Source organism: Streptococcus pluranimalium (genome assembly GCF_047785705.1).
Taxonomy (GTDB): domain Bacteria; phylum Bacillota; class Bacilli; order Lactobacillales; family Streptococcaceae; genus Streptococcus; species Streptococcus pluranimalium_A.
The window spans coordinates 1-16,462 of the sequence record NZ_JBLOJV010000031.1 but is presented as its reverse complement, the minus strand read 5'-3'; the positions used below and the strand labels follow the sequence as shown (position 1 = coordinate 16,462).

Here is a 16,462-nt window from a genome sequence, read left to right as displayed (position 1 = left end):
TTTTCTTGATAAATAACTCACATCAGCATTAACCAAGGGAATATTGTTACTTGAGAATACTGTGTATCAGTTCTTTCGTAGCAATTAGTTGTAACTTTTTTGAGATTTCGTTAAAATAGTTTTAAGATATCATTTTGGAGAAAGCCTAGCTATTTTCCAAAAGAGAAAGAGGTAAGATATGACTCAAGTTATCACTGATGAAACTTTTGAACAAGAAACAGCTCAAGGCCTTGTTTTGGTCGATTTCTGGGCAAGCTGGTGTGGTCCATGTTTGATGCAAGCACCGATCTTGGATCAACTCTCACAAGAATATGATGAAGATGAGCTCAAAATCGTCAAAATCAATGTTGATGACAATCCTAAGATAGCACAATCATTTGGGATTATGTCCATCCCAACCTTGATCTTTAAAAAAGACGGTCAGGTGGTTAAGCAAGTAGCAGGTGCTCATACCAAGGATCAAATCAAGGCTATTGTTGCTGAGTTGACGGCCTAACAAGAACGTCGGCGTTCTAGCTAAAAATGTTCATAACCTAGTTTAACGTTAATACTTTGCTTAAGTAATGCAATTCTTGCTTTTTCCTAATACTCTAAACCCAGGTAGCTTGGCTATCTGGGTTTCTGCTATGACAAAGACAGGGAGTGATTGTTGATAAAACCGCTGTTGCTACTTGTCTAAGTTGTTAGTCTTGTTTTAGGTATTGAGCTAATAGTTTTTTTTGAGGGGTTGCCATAGGATAGTTGTTCAAATCCTCTGCTCTGACCCAGTGCAGATGCTTCGTTTCGTTCAGAGTTTCTTTTTGAATCAAGCCTTCTAGTAGCTCCATGGTCCATTTCTGATGGCTAAAAGTGTGTTTGACCTGTCCAAAAGTTCTATCAGTCCATTTGGGCTGAATGCCATAGCTTTCTTCAAAGGTCTGTTTTTGAGAAATGCTTTCTTGAACAGTCGTTTTCTCCTCAAAAAGAGTTATTTGTTGACTGACAAAGCTAGTTTCTATAATGGGAAAGGACCAAAAACCAGCCAGTAAACGTCCTTGAGTATTTTTTTCGAGAAGAAATGCTCCCTCTTGATTTCGGATGACAAAGGCTTGGACGTCTATAGGCTTGGGCTTTTTCTTGGGTAGTTTGATGGGATATTTATGATAAGTACCGTTCAAGTAAGCAGCATTAAAAAAACGAACAGGTGACTCTTCTGGTCGGGGATTTTTGGCAGACTCAATATCTGTTCCAAGGTCCATCAGTGCCTGATTAAAATCCCCAGGCCTTTTAGGATCAATCAAAACTTCCATGATAGCTTGGAAAATCGGACGATTTTTAGGGTCACCAATGTCATAATCCACTTCAAACAACCTAGCCATGACACGCATGACATTGCCATCAACAGCTGGTTCAGGTAGGTTAAAGGCAATGCTTGAGATAGCTCCTGCCGTGTATGGACCAATGCCTTTCAAGGAAGCGATGTCCTTATAAGTTGATGGGAATATCCCGTTAAAGTCTGTCATGACTTGCTGGGCAGCCTTTTGCATGTTTCGGACACGTGAGTAGTAACCCAAGCCTTCCCAAGCTTTTAATAATCTTTCTTCTGGAGCAGCTGCTAAATCAGAAATAGTAGGAAACCAGTCTAAAAAGCGTTCGTAATAAGGTATCACGGTCACCACTTGTGTTTGCTGGAGCATAATCTCACTAATCCAAATGGCGTAAGGATCAGTCGTTCGACGCCAAGGTAAGTCACGTTTTTTGTCATCATACCAAGATAAGAGAGTTCGACGAAACGAAAGAATGGTCGGCTCATCCCACATCTTAATACCGTATTTTTGAAAATCTAACATAGCACTATTGTAGCAAAGATTTGCCATAAGAACAGCTGCGGAGCATGCTCTATGTTAGAAACTCATGACTGTTGTATTTCATGTTGTATTTAACCAAGGCAGCTGACGCCTTTTGGAAGTAAAATGCTTGCTATTTTATTTTAGAACTGTTATACTAGTATCTTGTGAGAATACCTCACTTACCCCTTGTTAGGCATGGGGTCATTAGTCCAAAAGGAGGAAATATCAATGGCAAAATACGAAATTCTTTATATTATTCGTCCAAACATTGAGGAAGAAGCAAAAACTGCTTTGGTAGAACGTTTTGATTCTATCTTGACTGACAACGGTGCAACGATCGTTGAATCAAAAGATTGGGAAAAACGTCGTCTTGCTTACGAAATCAAAGATTTCCGAGAAGGTCTTTACCATATTGTTACTGTTGAAGCTGATGATGCTGTGGCTCTTAACGAGTTTGACCGTCTTTCAAAAATCAACAATGACATTCTTCGTCATATGATCGTTAATCTCGAAGCTTAAGAAGGTAGTTTATGATTAATAATGTAGTGCTTGTTGGTCGTATGACCAAAGATGCAGAACTTCGTTACACTCCCAATAACGTTGCGGTTGCTACTTTTACTCTTGCTGTTAATCGTAACTTCAAGAGTCAAAATGGTGAGCGTGAAGCTGATTTTATCAACTGCGTGATTTGGCGTCAGCCAGCTGAAAACTTGTCTAACTGGGCTAAAAAAGGTGCCTTAATCGGGGTCACTGGACGTATCCAGACGCGTAATTATGAAAATCAACAGGGGCAACGTGTCTATGTAACAGAAGTTGTTGCGGATAATTTCCAAATGTTGGAAAGTCGTGCTACACGTGAGGGTGCTTCGCAAAACGCTTATAATGGTGGTGGGTATAATGACCAATCATCACCTAATAGTTTTTCATCTTCATCACAAACACCAAACTTTGGTCGTGATGAGAGTCCATTTGGCAATTCAAACCCGATGGATATCTCAGATGACGATCTACCGTTCTAGGATGAACACTAATACTATAATATAAGGAGAAAACAACATGGCTCAACAACGTCGTGGCGGATTCAAACGCCGTAAAAAAGTTGATTATATCGCAGCTAACAAAATTGAATACGTTGATTACAAAGATACAGAACTTCTTAGCCGTTTCGTTTCAGAACGTGGAAAAATTCTTCCTCGTCGTGTTACAGGAACTTCAGCTAAAAACCAACGTAAGGTAACAACAGCTATCAAACGTGCTCGCGTTATGGCTTTGATGCCTTATGTCAATGAAGACTAAGATTATTAGAAAAAGCAGCCGTTGGCTGTTTTTTTGCGATCATCATGACCAATATACAGCAACAGTTATCTATAGTTATTTGAATTAAGATCAGGACATCGATGAATCATTTTGATAAACGCTAATAATGTTAGCTATTCTATACTTTGTCCTAATCTATTTTCAATCCACTATAACTTACAAGTTTGGTCGAGGATAGCGTCTGGTTTTTCGATAGTCAAAAGGCTCTATAATCTCTGAGGTGGATTTTCCACTAGAGTTTTATAGAGCCTCTTAACTGTTAATGAAATGTGTCTGTTATCTTCTATTTCTAGCTGCTGCTTGTGTAGACATGGCGCTTAAGATATTGTATTTCTTTTTGAGATAATAGCGACTAGCAAAAGCGGTTGCTCCTAGAACAATGAGTAAGAAGGGTGGTAGTTGTGGGTTGATTATTGCTGGTAAAAATGCTGTAACACTAAATAAAGCCAGCCAACCAATCATGATGAGACAGAGAATACCCATGTTTTTCCAGAAACTTGGGCGTTTTTCCTTATCCTTGCCCATATGACGGTAAATGTAGTGGTATGTTGCATAGAGAAAACCACCTCCGCCAAGACCAACAACAATTAGCGTTAATAGCCCGTATGATTGTGTCTGATTGCCAGTTAGAACAAGCACACCGGTGATGAGACCTAGAAAGCCAAACCAAAAGAGAGAGGCGTCCATCCACATGAGCCAAGGATTGGTGTTCTTAGATTCTTGAAGAGCAAGTTTGTCATCCTCTGCTGATTTAGTGAATTGTCTAGCCCAAATGGTTGGAGCACCTAGAAAGGTGCGAGCAGGAATGCCCTTCTTCTGATGTTCGATAATGTTTGGCAGCGTATCTTCTAAAATAGCCTTGATTTCAGCATCTGATTTGCCATCTTGGATCAGTTGTTTAGTAGCAAGGTTGATAAATTCTTGGTTTTTATGAGTGAGATTAGTTAAATCCATGAGAATCCTTTCAAAATGGGGATAGTATTTGAGATTGTGTCAAGCGATGAACCTTGTTAGGATCAATGACCACATCGTGAGGGCGGATTGGTACGTTTGACATCAGAACCATTTTTTCCTGATAAAGTAAATGACAACCATCAGGCTTAAAACGGATGCGATAAAAACGACATACCAAAAAGCGTGAGGCAGGCCGTTTAGTGGCAGCCAGTTATTCTGAAAGTTCATGCCATAGGCAGAGAAAATCACCGTCGGAATATCCAGTGCCATGGTCATCAGAGCCAGTGTTTTCATAATGGTATTCTGATTGTTGTTGATAATAGCAGCAGACGTTTCTGCCATAGCATTCAAGACGTTTTCGTAGATCCCTGCCATCTCAATAGCCTGCTGGGTTTCAATCAGGGTATCTTCTAGTAAATCCTCATCCTCGATATATTTCTTGAGGCTTGAGGTATTGCTGGATAGCTTTTTGACAATTCGCTCATTCATCTTAAGGGAGGCTTTTAGATAGACGATTGACTTTTCCAGCTCCATCATATCAATCAGTTGCTCATTGCGTGTGGCATCTTCGAGTTGTGCTTCAATACGATCACTTTGGCGATCAATGGAGCGAAGGGCTGTTAGAAATAAGATGGCATTTCGATAGAGGATTTGGAAGATAAAACGTGTTTTCATAAAGGTGTAAAAACTTTTCACACGATGATTCTTAAAAGGATCAAAAATGGATAATTCTTCCAGGCAAGTGGTAATCACAGCATTTTCAGTGACGATGATACCCAAAGGAATCGTCACATAGTAGCTTTTGTTTTTACGCTCCTCATAAGTCGGCACGTCGACGATAATCAAGGTATAATCATCTTCGACAGTGATACGAGAGGTTTCCTCAATATCAAGAGGGGCTCTTAAGTCGGTGATGTCAATGTTAAAGCGCTCCGCGATTTGATGAGATTCTTCTTGGGAAGGGTTGACCAAATGAATCCAAGCACCAGGCTCGAATGTTTCGATTTCTTTAAAGTCAATTCCAGTTGACAGAAACAGTTGTTTCATAGTGTGCACCCTCCTTAAGTGAAAATCTGACCATGCTTATCTATTATACTCTATTTTAGTCGTAAAAAAAAGCAGAGCTTTCGGATTCTTTTTCAGAAAACAAGGCTTATTTTGTTATAATAGACATATATTTTAAAAAAAGATAACCTTAACAAGGCTTACCATGTGTTTCGTTCAGTCGTGATGATATTAACAGCCTTATTTTTGGAAATGAAAGGAATGACACAAGGGTAGTAGAGGGCATTCTTTACTAGTAGGAGAAGTCGCAGTGCTTATGCTACCGTTGTGGTTTAATCTTATGCAAGATAAATTAGTGATTCGTGGGGCTAGAGCCCACAATTTGAAGAATATTGATGTGGAGATTCCACGGGATAAACTGGTCGTTGTGACAGGTTTGTCTGGCTCTGGAAAATCTTCTCTGGCTTTTGACACCATTTATGCAGAAGGGCAACGTCGCTATGTGGAAAGTCTTTCTGCCTATGCCCGTCAGTTTTTGGGAAATATGGAGAAACCTGACGTTGATGCGATTGATGGGCTTAGTCCAGCCATCTCCATTGATCAAAAAACAACCAGTAAGAATCCTCGATCAACTGTTGGAACAGCTACCGAAATCAATGACTACCTACGTTTACTCTATGCACGTGTGGGAACCCCTTATTGTGTCAATGGGCATGGTGCCATCTCAGCTTCTTCAGTTGAGCAGATTGTTGATGAGGTGTTAGGATTGCCTCCAAAAACAAGAATGCAAATCCTAGCCCCAATCGTTCGTCGTAAAAAAGGGCAACACAAGACGATTTTTGAACGCATTCAAAAAGATGGTTATGTTCGTGTTCGCGTGGATGGTGAGATTTTTGATGTGACTGAAGTGCCAGAGTTGTCTAAGAGCAAAATGCATGATATTGAAGTGGTCATTGATCGCTTGGTCAATAAAGACGGCATTCGCTCTAGGCTCTTTGACTCGGTTGAGGCGGCTCTTCGTCTGGGGGATGGTTATCTCATGATTGACACCATGGATGGGAATGAGTTGCTCTATTCAGAGCATTATTCCTGCCCTGTCTGTGGCTTCACCGTTCCTGAGTTGGAACCTCGTCTGTTTTCATTCAACGCGCCATTTGGCTCTTGTCAAACCTGTGATGGTCTGGGCATGAAGCTTGTGGTTGACCTAGACTTGGTCATCCCAGATGGTTCTAAAACCCTTAGAGAAGGTGCTTTAGCGCCTTGGAATCCCATCTCATCACAGTATTACCCGAGCATGCTAGAGCAGGCTATGACAACTTTTGCGATTGATATGGATACGCCTTGGGATGATTTGTCAGAAGCTGCCAAACAGCTCATTCTTTATGGTTCAGGTGATCGTGAGTTTCATTTTCATTATCGAAATGATTTTGGCGGGGTACGTGATATTGACTTGCCATTTGAGGGTGTGGTGACCAATGTCAGCCGTCGCTATCATGAGAGCAATTCAGAGTACACGCGCAACGTCATGCGTGAGTATATGAATGAATTGACCTGCTCGACTTGTCAAGGCTATCGCCTTAATGCGGCAGCTCTATCTGTTAGGGTTGGTGGTGAGAAGGGGCTGCATATTGGCCAATTATCCGACCTTTCTATTGAGGATCACCTTGAGCAGTTGGCTCACTTGCATCTTGGGCAAAATGAGCAAATGATTGCAGGTCCGATTCTCAAAGAAATCACCGATCGTTTGACCTTTTTAAATAATGTCGGACTGAATTATCTGACGCTGTCACGTATGGCTGGGACACTATCAGGAGGCGAAAGCCAGCGTATCCGCTTGGCGACACAAATTGGCTCTAACCTTAGTGGGGTTCTTTATGTTCTTGATGAGCCCTCAATCGGTCTCCATCAGCGCGATAATGATCGTCTGATTGCTAGTCTTAAAAAAATGCGTGATCTAGGCAATACCCTTATCGTTGTTGAACACGATGAAGATACCATGATGGCAGCGGATTGGCTCATTGATGTTGGCCCAGGGGCAGGTGCTTTTGGCGGTCAAATTGTGGCATCAGGCACTCCAAAACAAGTGGCTAGGTCAAAAAAATCCATCACAGGGCAGTATTTATCAGGGCAAAAAAGGATTCCTGTTCCAGAAGAACGCCGTCCAGGGAATGGTCGTTTTATTGAAATTAAAGGCGCGAGTGAGCATAATCTCAAGCAGCTGGATGTGACCTTTCCGCTAGGTCAATTTGTAGCTGTAACAGGCGTTTCAGGGTCTGGGAAATCAACCTTGGTCAACAGTATTCTCAAAAAAGCCCTTGCTCAAAAACTAACTAAAAATGCCGACAAGCCTGGTAAGCACCAGTCTATTGAAGGGATAGAGCACATTGAGCGTTTGATTGATATTGATCAAAGTCCCATTGGACGTACCCCCAGATCCAACCCAGCAACTTACACAGGTGTTTTTGACGACATTCGTGATCTTTTTGCCCAGACCAATGAAGCCAAAATGCGTGGTTACAAAAAAGGCAGATTCTCCTTTAACGTTAAAGGAGGCCGCTGTGAAGCCTGCTCAGGAGATGGGATTATCAAGATAGAGATGCACTTTTTGCCGGATGTGTATGTGCCGTGTGAGGTTTGTCATGGATCGCGCTATAATTCTGAAACCTTAGAGGTTCATTATAAGGGCAAGACCATTGCGGATATTTTAGAGATGACAGTAGATGATGCAGCCGACTTCTTTGGCGCGATTCCCAAAATTGCGCGTAAAATCCAAACCATCAAAGATGTCGGTCTAGGCTATGTTACTCTAGGACAGCCAGCCACAACTCTCTCAGGTGGTGAAGCCCAACGGATGAAGCTGGCTAGTGAACTGCATAAGCGTTCGACTGGAAAGTCGTTTTATATCTTAGATGAGCCAACAACAGGCCTTCATACGGATGATATCGCTCGCTTGATTAAGGTTTTGAACCGTTTTGTGGACGAGGGCAATACCGTTCTTGTCATTGAGCATAATTTAGACGTTATCAAGACTGCGGATTACATTATTGATTTGGGTCCTGAAGGTGGTGTCGGTGGCGGTCAAGTCATCGCAACTGGCACACCAGAAGAAGTCGCTCAAGTAGCGGCATCCTATACAGGTCATTATTTAAAAACAAAGTTGTAAGAGCTTGAGAGTTGTATTTATAGCTCAGCACTTACATCTAAGGCTAGTTTTTAAGCTACTTATCGTTCGTTTTTGTAAAATACTATCTGTAGTCCCTCCCCGCCAGCCTTGATTAGTGGAAACGATTTCTAATATCAAAGCGCTTCACTTGTGAGTACAGGTTCTTAGTGATAGTTGCTTTAGAGCTTGATGTGCTGATGTTTGTGACCTTTGGGTACTGTCTAGCTAGCACTTATTTCTAGCAGAATGGGGCTGAAGAAATCAGCTCAAACGATCATTATGGTATTGAATAATGGTCGTTTTTTGGTAAAATAAGGTCATTGATATGGTTCAACAAGGAGGTTAGGATGTCATCACGTATTAGTCGTTTTGAAGATAAATTAAGTCACTCGGACCTGGATGCTTTTTTGGTCACGGGTCAGCATAATATCTATTATTTAACGGGTTTTTGGGGCTCAGAAAGCACCGTATTTATTACCCGAAATCGCCGTCTGTTTATGACAGATGCGAGGTATAGTTTGATTGCCAAGGATGTAGTGAAGGATTTTGATATCCTTGAAACACGAACCGCTTTGGCTGAAGTAGCCAAGTTGATGGCAGCAGATGGCTTAGTCAAGATTGGTTTTGATGCTCAGGTTTCCTATGCTTTTTATCAGCAGCTAACCCAGTTAGCGCCAGATGTGACCTGGCTACCTCAGACAGATTTCGTGGAAGAACTTCGTCAAGTGAAGGATGAGACAGAGATTGAGACCATTCGTCAGGCTTGTCAGATTTCGGATAAGGCTTTTAATGACGTCTTGGAGATGATCAAACCTGGTCAAACGACGGAGCTTCAGGTGGCAAGTTTTCTGGATTTTCGTATGCGTGAGTATGGTGCATCAGGCTTATCATTTGAAACGATTGTAGCATCTGGCTATCGCTCTTCGATGCCACACGGGGTGGCTAGTCATAAGGTCATCGAGAACGGGGAATCTTTAACCCTTGACTTTGGTTGTTACTACAAGCATTATGTTAGTGACATGACACGAACCATCCATATTGGTCATGTGACGGATGAGGAGCGTCAGCTCTATGACATTGTCTTAAAAGCTAATCAAACCTTAATCGATCAAGCCAAAGCAGGCATGTTTTACCAAGCTTTTGATAAGATTCCTCGCCAAATCATTGATGATGCTGGTTATGGCGCATTCTTCACACATGGGATTGGTCATGGCATTGGTTTGGAGGTTCATGAAACACCGTTCTTTCGTGGCGGTGATGATCAGCTCAAAGCAGGTATGGTGGTCACTGATGAGCCAGGTATTTATTTGCCAAATCAGTATGGGCTTCGTATCGAGGATGACTTGCTTATTACCGATACGGGTTGCGAGGTATTGACCCATGCCCCTAAAGAACTAATCGTGCTCAAATAGGAGATTGATATGGAGAGATTATCCTGGCAAGATTATTTTATGGCAAATGCGGAACTGATTTCAAAACGCTCGACTTGTGATCGGGCTTTTGTTGGCGCTGTTTTGGTCAAGAATAATCGTATCATCGCAACAGGCTACAATGGAGGCGTTTCAGCAACAGATAATTGTAATGATATTGGTCATTGTATGGAAGATGGACACTGTATTCGCACGGTTCATGCAGAGATGAATGCCCTAATCCAGTGTGCCAAGGAGGGGATTTCAACAGCTAGGACAGAGATTTATGTGACGCATTTTCCCTGTCTAAACTGCACCAAGGCACTGTTACAGGCAGGCGTCACCAAAATCACCTATAAAGCCAACTATCGTCCCCATCCCTTTGCGATTGAGCTTTTGGAGAAAAAGGGTGTTGCCTATATCCAGCATCATGTGCCAGAATTAACCTTAGGGAGCAGTGACACCTAGTTAAACAGTTTATCGAGAGAAAAACTTTGATTTTTTTACAAACCAATCCATTTATGCTAAAATGAAGTGATAACTATTTTGATAAAAAAGAGGTAATAACAAATGATTGAAGCAAGTAAACTGAGAGCTGGTATGACGTTTGTCACAGCTGATGGTAAGTTGATTAAAGTTTTGGACGCCAGTCACCATAAGCCTGGTAAAGGCAATACCATCATGCGTATGAAACTGCGTGATGTTCGTTCAGGTTCGACTTTTGACACTACCTACCGTCCAGATGAAAAGTTTGAGCAGGCGATTATTGAAACACGTCCAGCCCAGTATCTATACAAAATGGAAGACACAGCCTTCTTTATGGATACGGACAGCTATGACCAGTATGAAATTCCAGTAGCCAATGTGGAAAATGAGTTGCTTTATGTGTTAGAAAATGAAGAAGTTAAGATTCAATTCTACGGTTCAGAAGTGATCGGTGTGACTGTTCCGACAACGGTGACCTTAACCGTTGTTGAGACCCAACCGTCCATCAAAGGAGCGACTGTCACAGGATCAGGAAAACCTGCAACTCTTGAAACAGGTCTTGTGGTCAATGTTCCGGACTTTATTGAAGTCGGTCAAAAACTAATCGTTAACACTGCTGAGGGGACATACGTGTCACGTGCCTAATCCAAATGAACAGAGCTATGGTTTAAGACCTATCCTTGGTGATAGGGTCTCATCAAGCCATAATGATGAAAGGAGAAGTTATGATTGCTGAAACTATTGGTGATATCGTTATTTCACCACGCGTATTAGAGGTTATTACTGGCATCGCTGCTGCAAAGGTTGACGGGGTTCATTCCTTACACAATAAAAAGGCAGCTGATACCTTGAGTAAGGCTAGCTTGGGTCGTGGTGTTTACTTGAAGAGGGATGATAATGGCGATGTCATTGCTGATATTTATGTCTATCTTCAATACGGTGTCAATGTACCAGCTGTCTCGATTACGATACAAAAAGCCGTTAAAACAGCTGTCTATGACATGGCTGAGGTAACTGTTTCACAAGTTAATGTTCATGTTGTTGGAATTGTCCCTGAAAAGACGCCAAAACCTGATTTGAGCACTCTTTTCAGTGAGGATTTTTTGAATGAGCAAGACTAATCCTTTTACAAACTCAAGGCGTGATCTTCGACAACGTGCTTTTCAAGCGCTTTTTAGCATGGCTTTTGACAGTGAGTTAGTGCCAGCTGCCCAAATGGCCTATCATTATGACAAAGAGCTTGAGGCTGATGAGTCTCTGGACCTTCCGCTTTTCTTATTACAGTTGGTCAATGGTGTCAATGATCACAAGGCTGAATTAGACACTTTGATTGCGGAAAAACTGCGTAAGGGCTGGTCACTAGAGCGTCTGACGGTGTCTGATAAGACCATGCTTCGTCTTGGTTTATATGAAATAGTGTTTTTTGAGGAAACACCAGACCGCGTTGCCCTCAATGAAATCATTGAGATCGCCAAAACATATTCTGACGAGACATCTGCTAAATTTATCAATGGCTTATTGAGTCAGTTTGTGAAAAACTGATCAGTAGCAGTAGCCTTATCTATCAGTGATAAGAATGACAAACCTCCGATTCTTGATGTGAATCGGAGGTTTGTTTTGTCTAACTTTGGCTTTCTCAAGTGAGATCTTTTGTTGAGCCTTAAAGGGTATTGCCGCTGGAGTAGGTAATGGGCAAGATATAGTCACGATGGGTTTCTTGTTTGGCAATTTTTTTCATCAAGACATCGACGATAAGACTGGCTAAATCTGCGATTGGTTGCTTGATCGTGGCTAGTTGAGGGTAGTATTGCTCGATAAAGTCCGTGCCGTCATAGCCAATGATTTTCACATCTTCTGGGATACGTTTGCCCATTTGTTGGGCAACCTTGATCACCTGGATGGCTGTCAGGTCATCAGAGGTAAAAATCCCATCAGGCTTTTCTTGAGCGATAATAGATCTGATCTCCATATCACGTCTTAGGACGGATAGCTCACGTGGAATATGGCAAATAGGCGTTTCTTTGCCTAACTCATAGGTGAATCCTAGTCGGCGTAATCCTGTTGGAGAGTTAGAATTATCATTACCGGTAATCATGATGTTATGGTGACAACCAGCTTTTTTAAGGAGTTGAGCAGCGAGTTTGCCTCCTTCAAAGTTATCGGAGGAGATGATAGGGATATGAGGAGCTAGGTTGCGGTCAAAAGCAACGATAGGAGCCTCGACTTTTTCATAATCTTCGATGCCCAAATTGTGACTAGATGAGATAATCCCATCCACTTGGTTGGCGGCCAACATTTCTAAGTATTCTTTTTCTTTGATAGGATTGTGCTGGCTGTTACAAATAATGGTTTTATAGCCTTTTTCAAACAGTTGAATTTCCAAGTGTTCAATGAGTTGTGCGAAAAAAACGTTGGAAATATTAGGAAAGATTAGCCCGACCAACTGTGGCGACTTGCCTTGTAGGCTACGGGCCAGGTTATTGGGCTTATAGCCTAGGTCACGCATAGCTTGGTGAACCTTATCAATGGTTTTTTGGGAAAGGTAGCCTTTTTTATTGATGACACGAGAGACGGTAGTAGGGCTGACACCCGCTAATTTGGCAACATCGGTTAATTTTGAGACCATAACTATAGCACCAACTCAAAGTAGCTGCCGCTCATTTGCCCTTTCAGTTGTTTGATACCAGATTGGTCTGGGTTTGGAAAGACACGACCTGTAAAGACTTTTTCTCCCTTGTTAACAAAGATTTCAAAGATGGATTTGTCAACAAAAATATTGAGTTTGGTATCAGAAGCTGGGACACTACAGTGACGCTTGGTGCCAAAGTCAGTAGCATACGTCTCACCAACATGAGAGCGATCGACTAAAATCGTTCCTGTCGCTGTATCAACGGTGATGCTAAGCCCACGTCCTTCTTCATCAGCAAATAGGAGCAGTTCACTGGTTTGATTAGCAGGGATTTCAAGCTCTAACTCATAGGCATTTGTTGTAGTGGCTAAATCAGCTAATGGTTGAGGTGTTGAACGTAGTGATGTCATGGCTGGAACGGGGTATTGATAGAGTTTACCGTCCTTGATTGATAGCTCTTTGACCAGGCTCATTGCTCCTTGATAATCATAAGGATCGGTAGGGTAGTCAATGTCTGGCAATCCAATCCAGCTGATACTGTAAACCTTACCATCAGGCGCATTGAAAGCTTGGGTAGCGTAGGCTTCAAAACCATAATCTAAGAGTTGACTATCTGATACACCTCTTAACTCAGCTTTTTTTGTGTCAAACGATTGGCATATCTTATAAGTATTAGGATAGATATTGTTATAATCAAGTTCTGTCTTACTCAAGCCTTGTGGGCTGTAGATAAGCACAGGATAGCCATCAATAAAAACAAGATTTGGGCACTCAATCATATACTCAGACCCAGTGCCACCAAAGGTTAGATTGCCGACAAATTCCCAGTTATGCACCTTGTTGTTGAGGGCTTTATAAAGTTTAATAAAGCCTTTTTTGTCAAGACTTTGAGCACCGATAATGGCAAAAAATTGTCCTTGATAATCAAAAATGTGTGGATCACGAAAGTGTTCTGTCACATCGTCAGGTTGCTCAATGAGGATCTGCTCACATTTGGTGATATGACCGTCTTTGGTCATCCAGGCACCAATTTGTAGCGGTGTTCGATGCCAATGGTCATCACGGACGTTGCCCGTATAGAAGAGAAATAGTTTGTCATCAATGGCGTAAGCAGACCCCGAATAAGCCCCATGGCTATCATGTGGGTGATCTGGCTCTAGCTTAATGCCTGTTTCTTTAAAGCGAATCAAATCAGAGGACTCGGTATGCACCCACTGCTTTAGACCATGGGCAGGACCAAAAGGCCAATTTTGATAAAAGAGGTGAAACTTGCCATTAAAGAAGGAAAAACCATTGGGATCATTTAATAAACCCGTTTGAGGCTCTAAATGAAAGGTTGTGAGCCAGGGAGATTTGGCTTTATTGGCTGCGATTTGGTGTTTTTCCTTTTCTGACCATTCTTGGTAAGGACGATAGCGGATTTCAATAGGTAACTTCATAGGTAACGATCAATGGGCTAACAAGAAGCCATCCTTTCTGTCATAAGGTCTCAATTATATAGTAAACGTTTTCGTATGAAAAAGCAATGGTTTTTCTGTCACAAATAATCATTTCTGCAAAACGCTTGACATATTTTAAAAACCTGTTAAAATGATAGTGTGATGTGAAACGCTTTCACTAAACGTTATCGAAATATTAAAGGAGTCTTTTGGCAAATGAATATGAAACAAATTGCAGAAGAAGTCATCGTTGCCCTTGGTGGTCGTGAGAATATACGCAGTGTCGCTCATTGTGCGACCCGCCTTCGTGTGATGGTTGTTGATGAAGGCAAGATTGACAAGGTTAAGATTGATACTATTGAGAAAGTTCAAGGAGCTTTTTTCAACTCGGGTCAATATCAGATTATCTTTGGCACAGGAACTGTCAATAAAGTTTATGATGAAGTGGTTGCTCTTGGGCTGACGACATCATCGACATCAGAACAAAAGGCAGAGGCTGCTAAGCATGGCAATGCCTTCCAACGTGCTATTCGTACCTTTGGTGATGTTTTTGTTCCAATTATTCCAGCCATTGTTGCGACGGGTCTGTTTATGGGACTACGTGGCTTGTTTGGTGCTTTTGGGGTAACTCTGCCAGAAGATTTGAATGTTTACTCGCAAATCTTAACCGATACGGCCTTTATTGCTCTTCCAGCGCTTGTGGTTTGGTCGACTTTCCGAGTATTTGGAGGCAATCCTGTCATTGGTATTGTTCTTGGTATGATGCTTATTTCAGGCTCACTTCCAAACGCTTGGGCAGTGGCTTCAGGTGGTGATGTGACGCCGACAATCTTCTTTGGTTTTATTCCTGTTGTGGGTCTTCAAGGATCTGTTTTACCAGCTTTTATCATCGGTATTCTTGGGGCGAAGCTTGAAAAAGCTATCCGCAAAGTTGTTCCAGATACTCTAGATCTTTTGGTAACGCCATTTTTGACCTTGTTTACCATGTCAATCCTTGGGCTTTTCCTGATTGGACCGATCTTCCATGTGGTTGAAAATTACATCTTAATTGCGACGAATTGGTTGCTTCATTTACCGTTTGGTTTGGCTGGTTTTGTTATTGGTGGTCTGCATCAGATTATCGTGGTATCAGGTGTTCACCATATCTTCAACTTAGTAGAGTCACAGTTGGTAGCAAATACAGATGCGGATCCTCTTAATGCCATTATGACAGCTGCCATGACTGCTCAAGGCGCAGCTACAGTTGCCGTTGGTGTTAAAACAAAGAATCCTAAATTAAAAGCCTTGGCTTTCCCAGCAGCCTTGTCAGCCTTTCTTGGTATTACTGAGCCGGCTATTTTTGGGGTCAATCTACGTTTTCGTAAACCATTCTTCCTTTCTCTAGTGGCTGGTGCTATTGGTGGTTGGTTGGCCTCTATCCTTAACCTTGCTGGTACAGGTTTTGGGATTACGATTATTCCAGGAACACTTCTATACCTCAATGGGCAACTCTTCAAATACCTTTTGATGGTTGCGGTATCCTTTGTGCTTGGTTTTGCTTTGACTTATTTCTTTGGATTTGATGATGAGCCAGTATCTCAAGCAGCTGCACCACTTAAGACCCAACCTAGAGTTTCTGCTGTACCAGCCTCAGCCATTAAATCAGAAGAAACCATCGCCTCACCGCTGAATGGTGACGTGGTTGCATTAGCTGATGTCAGTGACCCAGTCTTTGCTTCTGAGGCTATGGGAAAAGGAATTGCCATCAAACCGACTGACCAGACGGTTTACTCTCCAGTTGATGGCACTGTTCAAATGGTTTTTGACACAGGTCATGCTTATGGCATCAAATCTGATGATGGGGTTGAGATTTTGATACACCTTGGTATTGATACGGTGTCGATGGATGGAAAAGGATTTAGCCAGAAAGTGGTGGCTAATCAAGCGATAAAAAAAGGTGATGTTCTTGGAACCTTTAATCTTGAGGACATTGCAGCGGCAGGTTTGGACAGTACAACGATGATTATCGTGACAAATACGGCAGACTATGCTGAGGTTAATCCAGTAGCAGCAGGTAAGGTTGCTAAAGGAGATGCCTTGATAACTGTCGCATAAGATGCCGAGGCTCTAAAAACTCAAGAGAACAAGAGATACACTTTTGAATGGTCTTGATGGCCGTTTACCTCATGGCTTAGCCAGCGTGTGCTTGTTGTTGATGAGGTACTAGGGCTTGAAGGTTTATTTTTAAAAAA

Annotated in this window: 16 protein-coding genes; 11 read left to right on the top strand and 5 right to left on the bottom strand. The window is 42.0% G+C overall.

The window, feature by feature from the left end:
• Nucleotides 1-178 precede the first annotated feature (178 nt).
• On the top strand, nt 179-496 hold the full coding sequence (gene trxA, locus ACMZ6Z_RS07540; RefSeq protein ID WP_416131955.1) for a thioredoxin: 318 nt from the start codon (nt 179-181) through the stop codon (nt 494-496).
• 187 nt (nt 497-683) lie between these two features.
• Here the strand turns inward: trxA and mutY are convergent, their stop codons facing one another.
• Nucleotides 684-1,829, bottom strand: coding sequence for an A/G-specific adenine glycosylase (mutY, locus tag ACMZ6Z_RS07535; RefSeq protein ID WP_416131954.1), 1,146 nt, complete (start codon nt 1,827-1,829; stop codon nt 684-686).
• A gap of 228 nt (nt 1,830-2,057) precedes the next feature.
• Between mutY and rpsF the strand changes: the two genes are divergently transcribed.
• From rpsF to rpsR, 3 genes are read left to right on the top strand one after another with little or no spacing between them, the layout of a single operon-like run.
• Nucleotides 2,058-2,348, top strand: coding sequence for a 30S ribosomal protein S6 (rpsF, locus tag ACMZ6Z_RS07530; RefSeq protein ID WP_416131953.1), 291 nt, complete (start codon nt 2,058-2,060; stop codon nt 2,346-2,348).
• 11 nt (nt 2,349-2,359) lie between these two features.
• Nucleotides 2,360-2,848, top strand: a complete 489-nt coding sequence (locus ACMZ6Z_RS07525) for a single-stranded DNA-binding protein (protein ID WP_416131952.1) — start codon at nt 2,360-2,362, stop codon at nt 2,846-2,848.
• Between the two features lie 37 nt (nt 2,849-2,885).
• Complete coding sequence (gene rpsR / locus ACMZ6Z_RS07520) at nt 2,886-3,125, top strand: 30S ribosomal protein S18 (protein ID WP_000068665.1); 240 nt, start codon at nt 2,886-2,888, stop codon at nt 3,123-3,125.
• Between the two features lie 297 nt (nt 3,126-3,422).
• Here rpsR and ACMZ6Z_RS07515 read toward each other — a convergent pair whose 3' ends face one another.
• Both ACMZ6Z_RS07515 and ACMZ6Z_RS07510 read right to left on the bottom strand, forming a co-directional pair.
• Nucleotides 3,423-4,100, bottom strand: coding sequence for a DUF1129 domain-containing protein (locus ACMZ6Z_RS07515; RefSeq protein ID WP_416131951.1), 678 nt, complete (start codon nt 4,098-4,100; stop codon nt 3,423-3,425).
• Between the two features lie 102 nt (nt 4,101-4,202).
• Complete coding sequence (locus ACMZ6Z_RS07510; RefSeq protein WP_416131950.1) at nt 4,203-5,147, bottom strand: magnesium transporter CorA family protein; 945 nt, start codon at nt 5,145-5,147, stop codon at nt 4,203-4,205.
• Between the two features lie 298 nt (nt 5,148-5,445).
• Here ACMZ6Z_RS07510 and uvrA point away from each other — a divergent pair, with 298 nt between their 5' ends.
• From uvrA to nusB, 6 genes are all read left to right on the top strand, one after another.
• Nucleotides 5,446-8,268, top strand: a complete 2,823-nt coding sequence (gene uvrA, locus ACMZ6Z_RS07505) for an excinuclease ABC subunit UvrA (protein ID WP_416131949.1) — start codon at nt 5,446-5,448, stop codon at nt 8,266-8,268.
• A 347-nt stretch (nt 8,269-8,615) separates the two neighbouring features.
• Nucleotides 8,616-9,680: a M24 family metallopeptidase gene (locus tag ACMZ6Z_RS07500; RefSeq protein ID WP_416131948.1), complete on the top strand. Its 1,065-nt coding sequence runs from the start codon at nt 8,616-8,618 to the stop codon at nt 9,678-9,680.
• Between the two features lie 9 nt (nt 9,681-9,689).
• Nucleotides 9,690-10,145: a deoxycytidylate deaminase gene (locus ACMZ6Z_RS07495; protein ID WP_416131947.1), complete on the top strand. Its 456-nt coding sequence runs from the start codon at nt 9,690-9,692 to the stop codon at nt 10,143-10,145.
• Nucleotides 10,146-10,247: 102 nt separating this feature from the next.
• A complete protein-coding gene (efp, locus tag ACMZ6Z_RS07490; protein WP_416131946.1) occupies nt 10,248-10,808 on the top strand; it encodes an elongation factor P in 561 nt (186 codons plus the stop codon).
• An 80-nt stretch (nt 10,809-10,888) separates the two neighbouring features.
• The gene (locus tag ACMZ6Z_RS07485; RefSeq protein ID WP_416131945.1) at nt 10,889-11,284 is read left to right on the top strand and encodes an Asp23/Gls24 family envelope stress response protein; all 396 of its coding nucleotides are present in this window, start codon (nt 10,889-10,891) and stop codon (nt 11,282-11,284) included.
• Entirely contained in the window at nt 11,271-11,705 is a 435-nt protein-coding gene (nusB, locus tag ACMZ6Z_RS07480; protein ID WP_416131944.1) for a transcription antitermination factor NusB, read from the top strand. The genes ACMZ6Z_RS07485 and nusB overlap by 14 nt, the downstream gene beginning before the upstream one ends.
• A 118-nt stretch (nt 11,706-11,823) precedes the next feature.
• Here the strand turns inward: nusB and ACMZ6Z_RS07475 are convergent, their stop codons facing one another.
• Nucleotides 11,824-12,789, bottom strand: a complete 966-nt coding sequence (locus ACMZ6Z_RS07475; RefSeq protein ID WP_416131943.1) for a LacI family DNA-binding transcriptional regulator — start codon at nt 12,787-12,789, stop codon at nt 11,824-11,826.
• 2 nt (nt 12,790-12,791) lie between these two features.
• Nucleotides 12,792-14,231, bottom strand: coding sequence for a sucrose-6-phosphate hydrolase (locus ACMZ6Z_RS07470; protein ID WP_416131942.1), 1,440 nt, complete (start codon nt 14,229-14,231; stop codon nt 12,792-12,794).
• 216 nt (nt 14,232-14,447) lie between these two features.
• On the opposite strand from ACMZ6Z_RS07470, the gene ACMZ6Z_RS07465 reads away from it, so the two are divergent.
• Nucleotides 14,448-16,325: a sucrose-specific PTS transporter subunit IIBC gene (locus ACMZ6Z_RS07465; protein ID WP_416131941.1), complete on the top strand. Its 1,878-nt coding sequence runs from the start codon at nt 14,448-14,450 to the stop codon at nt 16,323-16,325.
• Nucleotides 16,326-16,462 lie beyond the last annotated feature (137 nt).

Excerpts from the sequence above, each read along its gene's own strand:
- trxA (WP_416131955.1), top strand. The coding sequence starts at position 179 with ATGACTCAAGTTATCACTGATGAAACTTTTGAACAAGAAACAGCTCAA.
- mutY (WP_416131954.1), bottom strand. The coding sequence starts at position 1,829 with ATGTTAGATTTTCAAAAATACGGTATTAAGATGTGGGATGAGCCGACC.
- rpsF (WP_416131953.1), top strand. The coding sequence starts at position 2,058 with ATGGCAAAATACGAAATTCTTTATATTATTCGTCCAAACATTGAGGAA.
- ACMZ6Z_RS07525 (WP_416131952.1), top strand. The coding sequence starts at position 2,360 with ATGATTAATAATGTAGTGCTTGTTGGTCGTATGACCAAAGATGCAGAA.
- rpsR (WP_000068665.1), top strand. The coding sequence starts at position 2,886 with ATGGCTCAACAACGTCGTGGCGGATTCAAACGCCGTAAAAAAGTTGAT.
- ACMZ6Z_RS07515 (WP_416131951.1), bottom strand. The coding sequence starts at position 4,100 with ATGGATTTAACTAATCTCACTCATAAAAACCAAGAATTTATCAACCTT.
- ACMZ6Z_RS07510 (WP_416131950.1), bottom strand. The coding sequence starts at position 5,147 with ATGAAACAACTGTTTCTGTCAACTGGAATTGACTTTAAAGAAATCGAA.
- uvrA (WP_416131949.1), top strand. The coding sequence starts at position 5,446 with ATGCAAGATAAATTAGTGATTCGTGGGGCTAGAGCCCACAATTTGAAG.
- ACMZ6Z_RS07500 (WP_416131948.1), top strand. The coding sequence starts at position 8,616 with ATGTCATCACGTATTAGTCGTTTTGAAGATAAATTAAGTCACTCGGAC.
- ACMZ6Z_RS07495 (WP_416131947.1), top strand. The coding sequence starts at position 9,690 with ATGGAGAGATTATCCTGGCAAGATTATTTTATGGCAAATGCGGAACTG.
- efp (WP_416131946.1), top strand. The coding sequence starts at position 10,248 with ATGATTGAAGCAAGTAAACTGAGAGCTGGTATGACGTTTGTCACAGCT.
- ACMZ6Z_RS07485 (WP_416131945.1), top strand. The coding sequence starts at position 10,889 with ATGATTGCTGAAACTATTGGTGATATCGTTATTTCACCACGCGTATTA.
- nusB (WP_416131944.1), top strand. The coding sequence starts at position 11,271 with ATGAGCAAGACTAATCCTTTTACAAACTCAAGGCGTGATCTTCGACAA.
- ACMZ6Z_RS07475 (WP_416131943.1), bottom strand. The coding sequence starts at position 12,789 with ATGGTCTCAAAATTAACCGATGTTGCCAAATTAGCGGGTGTCAGCCCT.
- ACMZ6Z_RS07470 (WP_416131942.1), bottom strand. The coding sequence starts at position 14,231 with ATGAAGTTACCTATTGAAATCCGCTATCGTCCTTACCAAGAATGGTCA.
- ACMZ6Z_RS07465 (WP_416131941.1), top strand. The coding sequence starts at position 14,448 with ATGAATATGAAACAAATTGCAGAAGAAGTCATCGTTGCCCTTGGTGGT.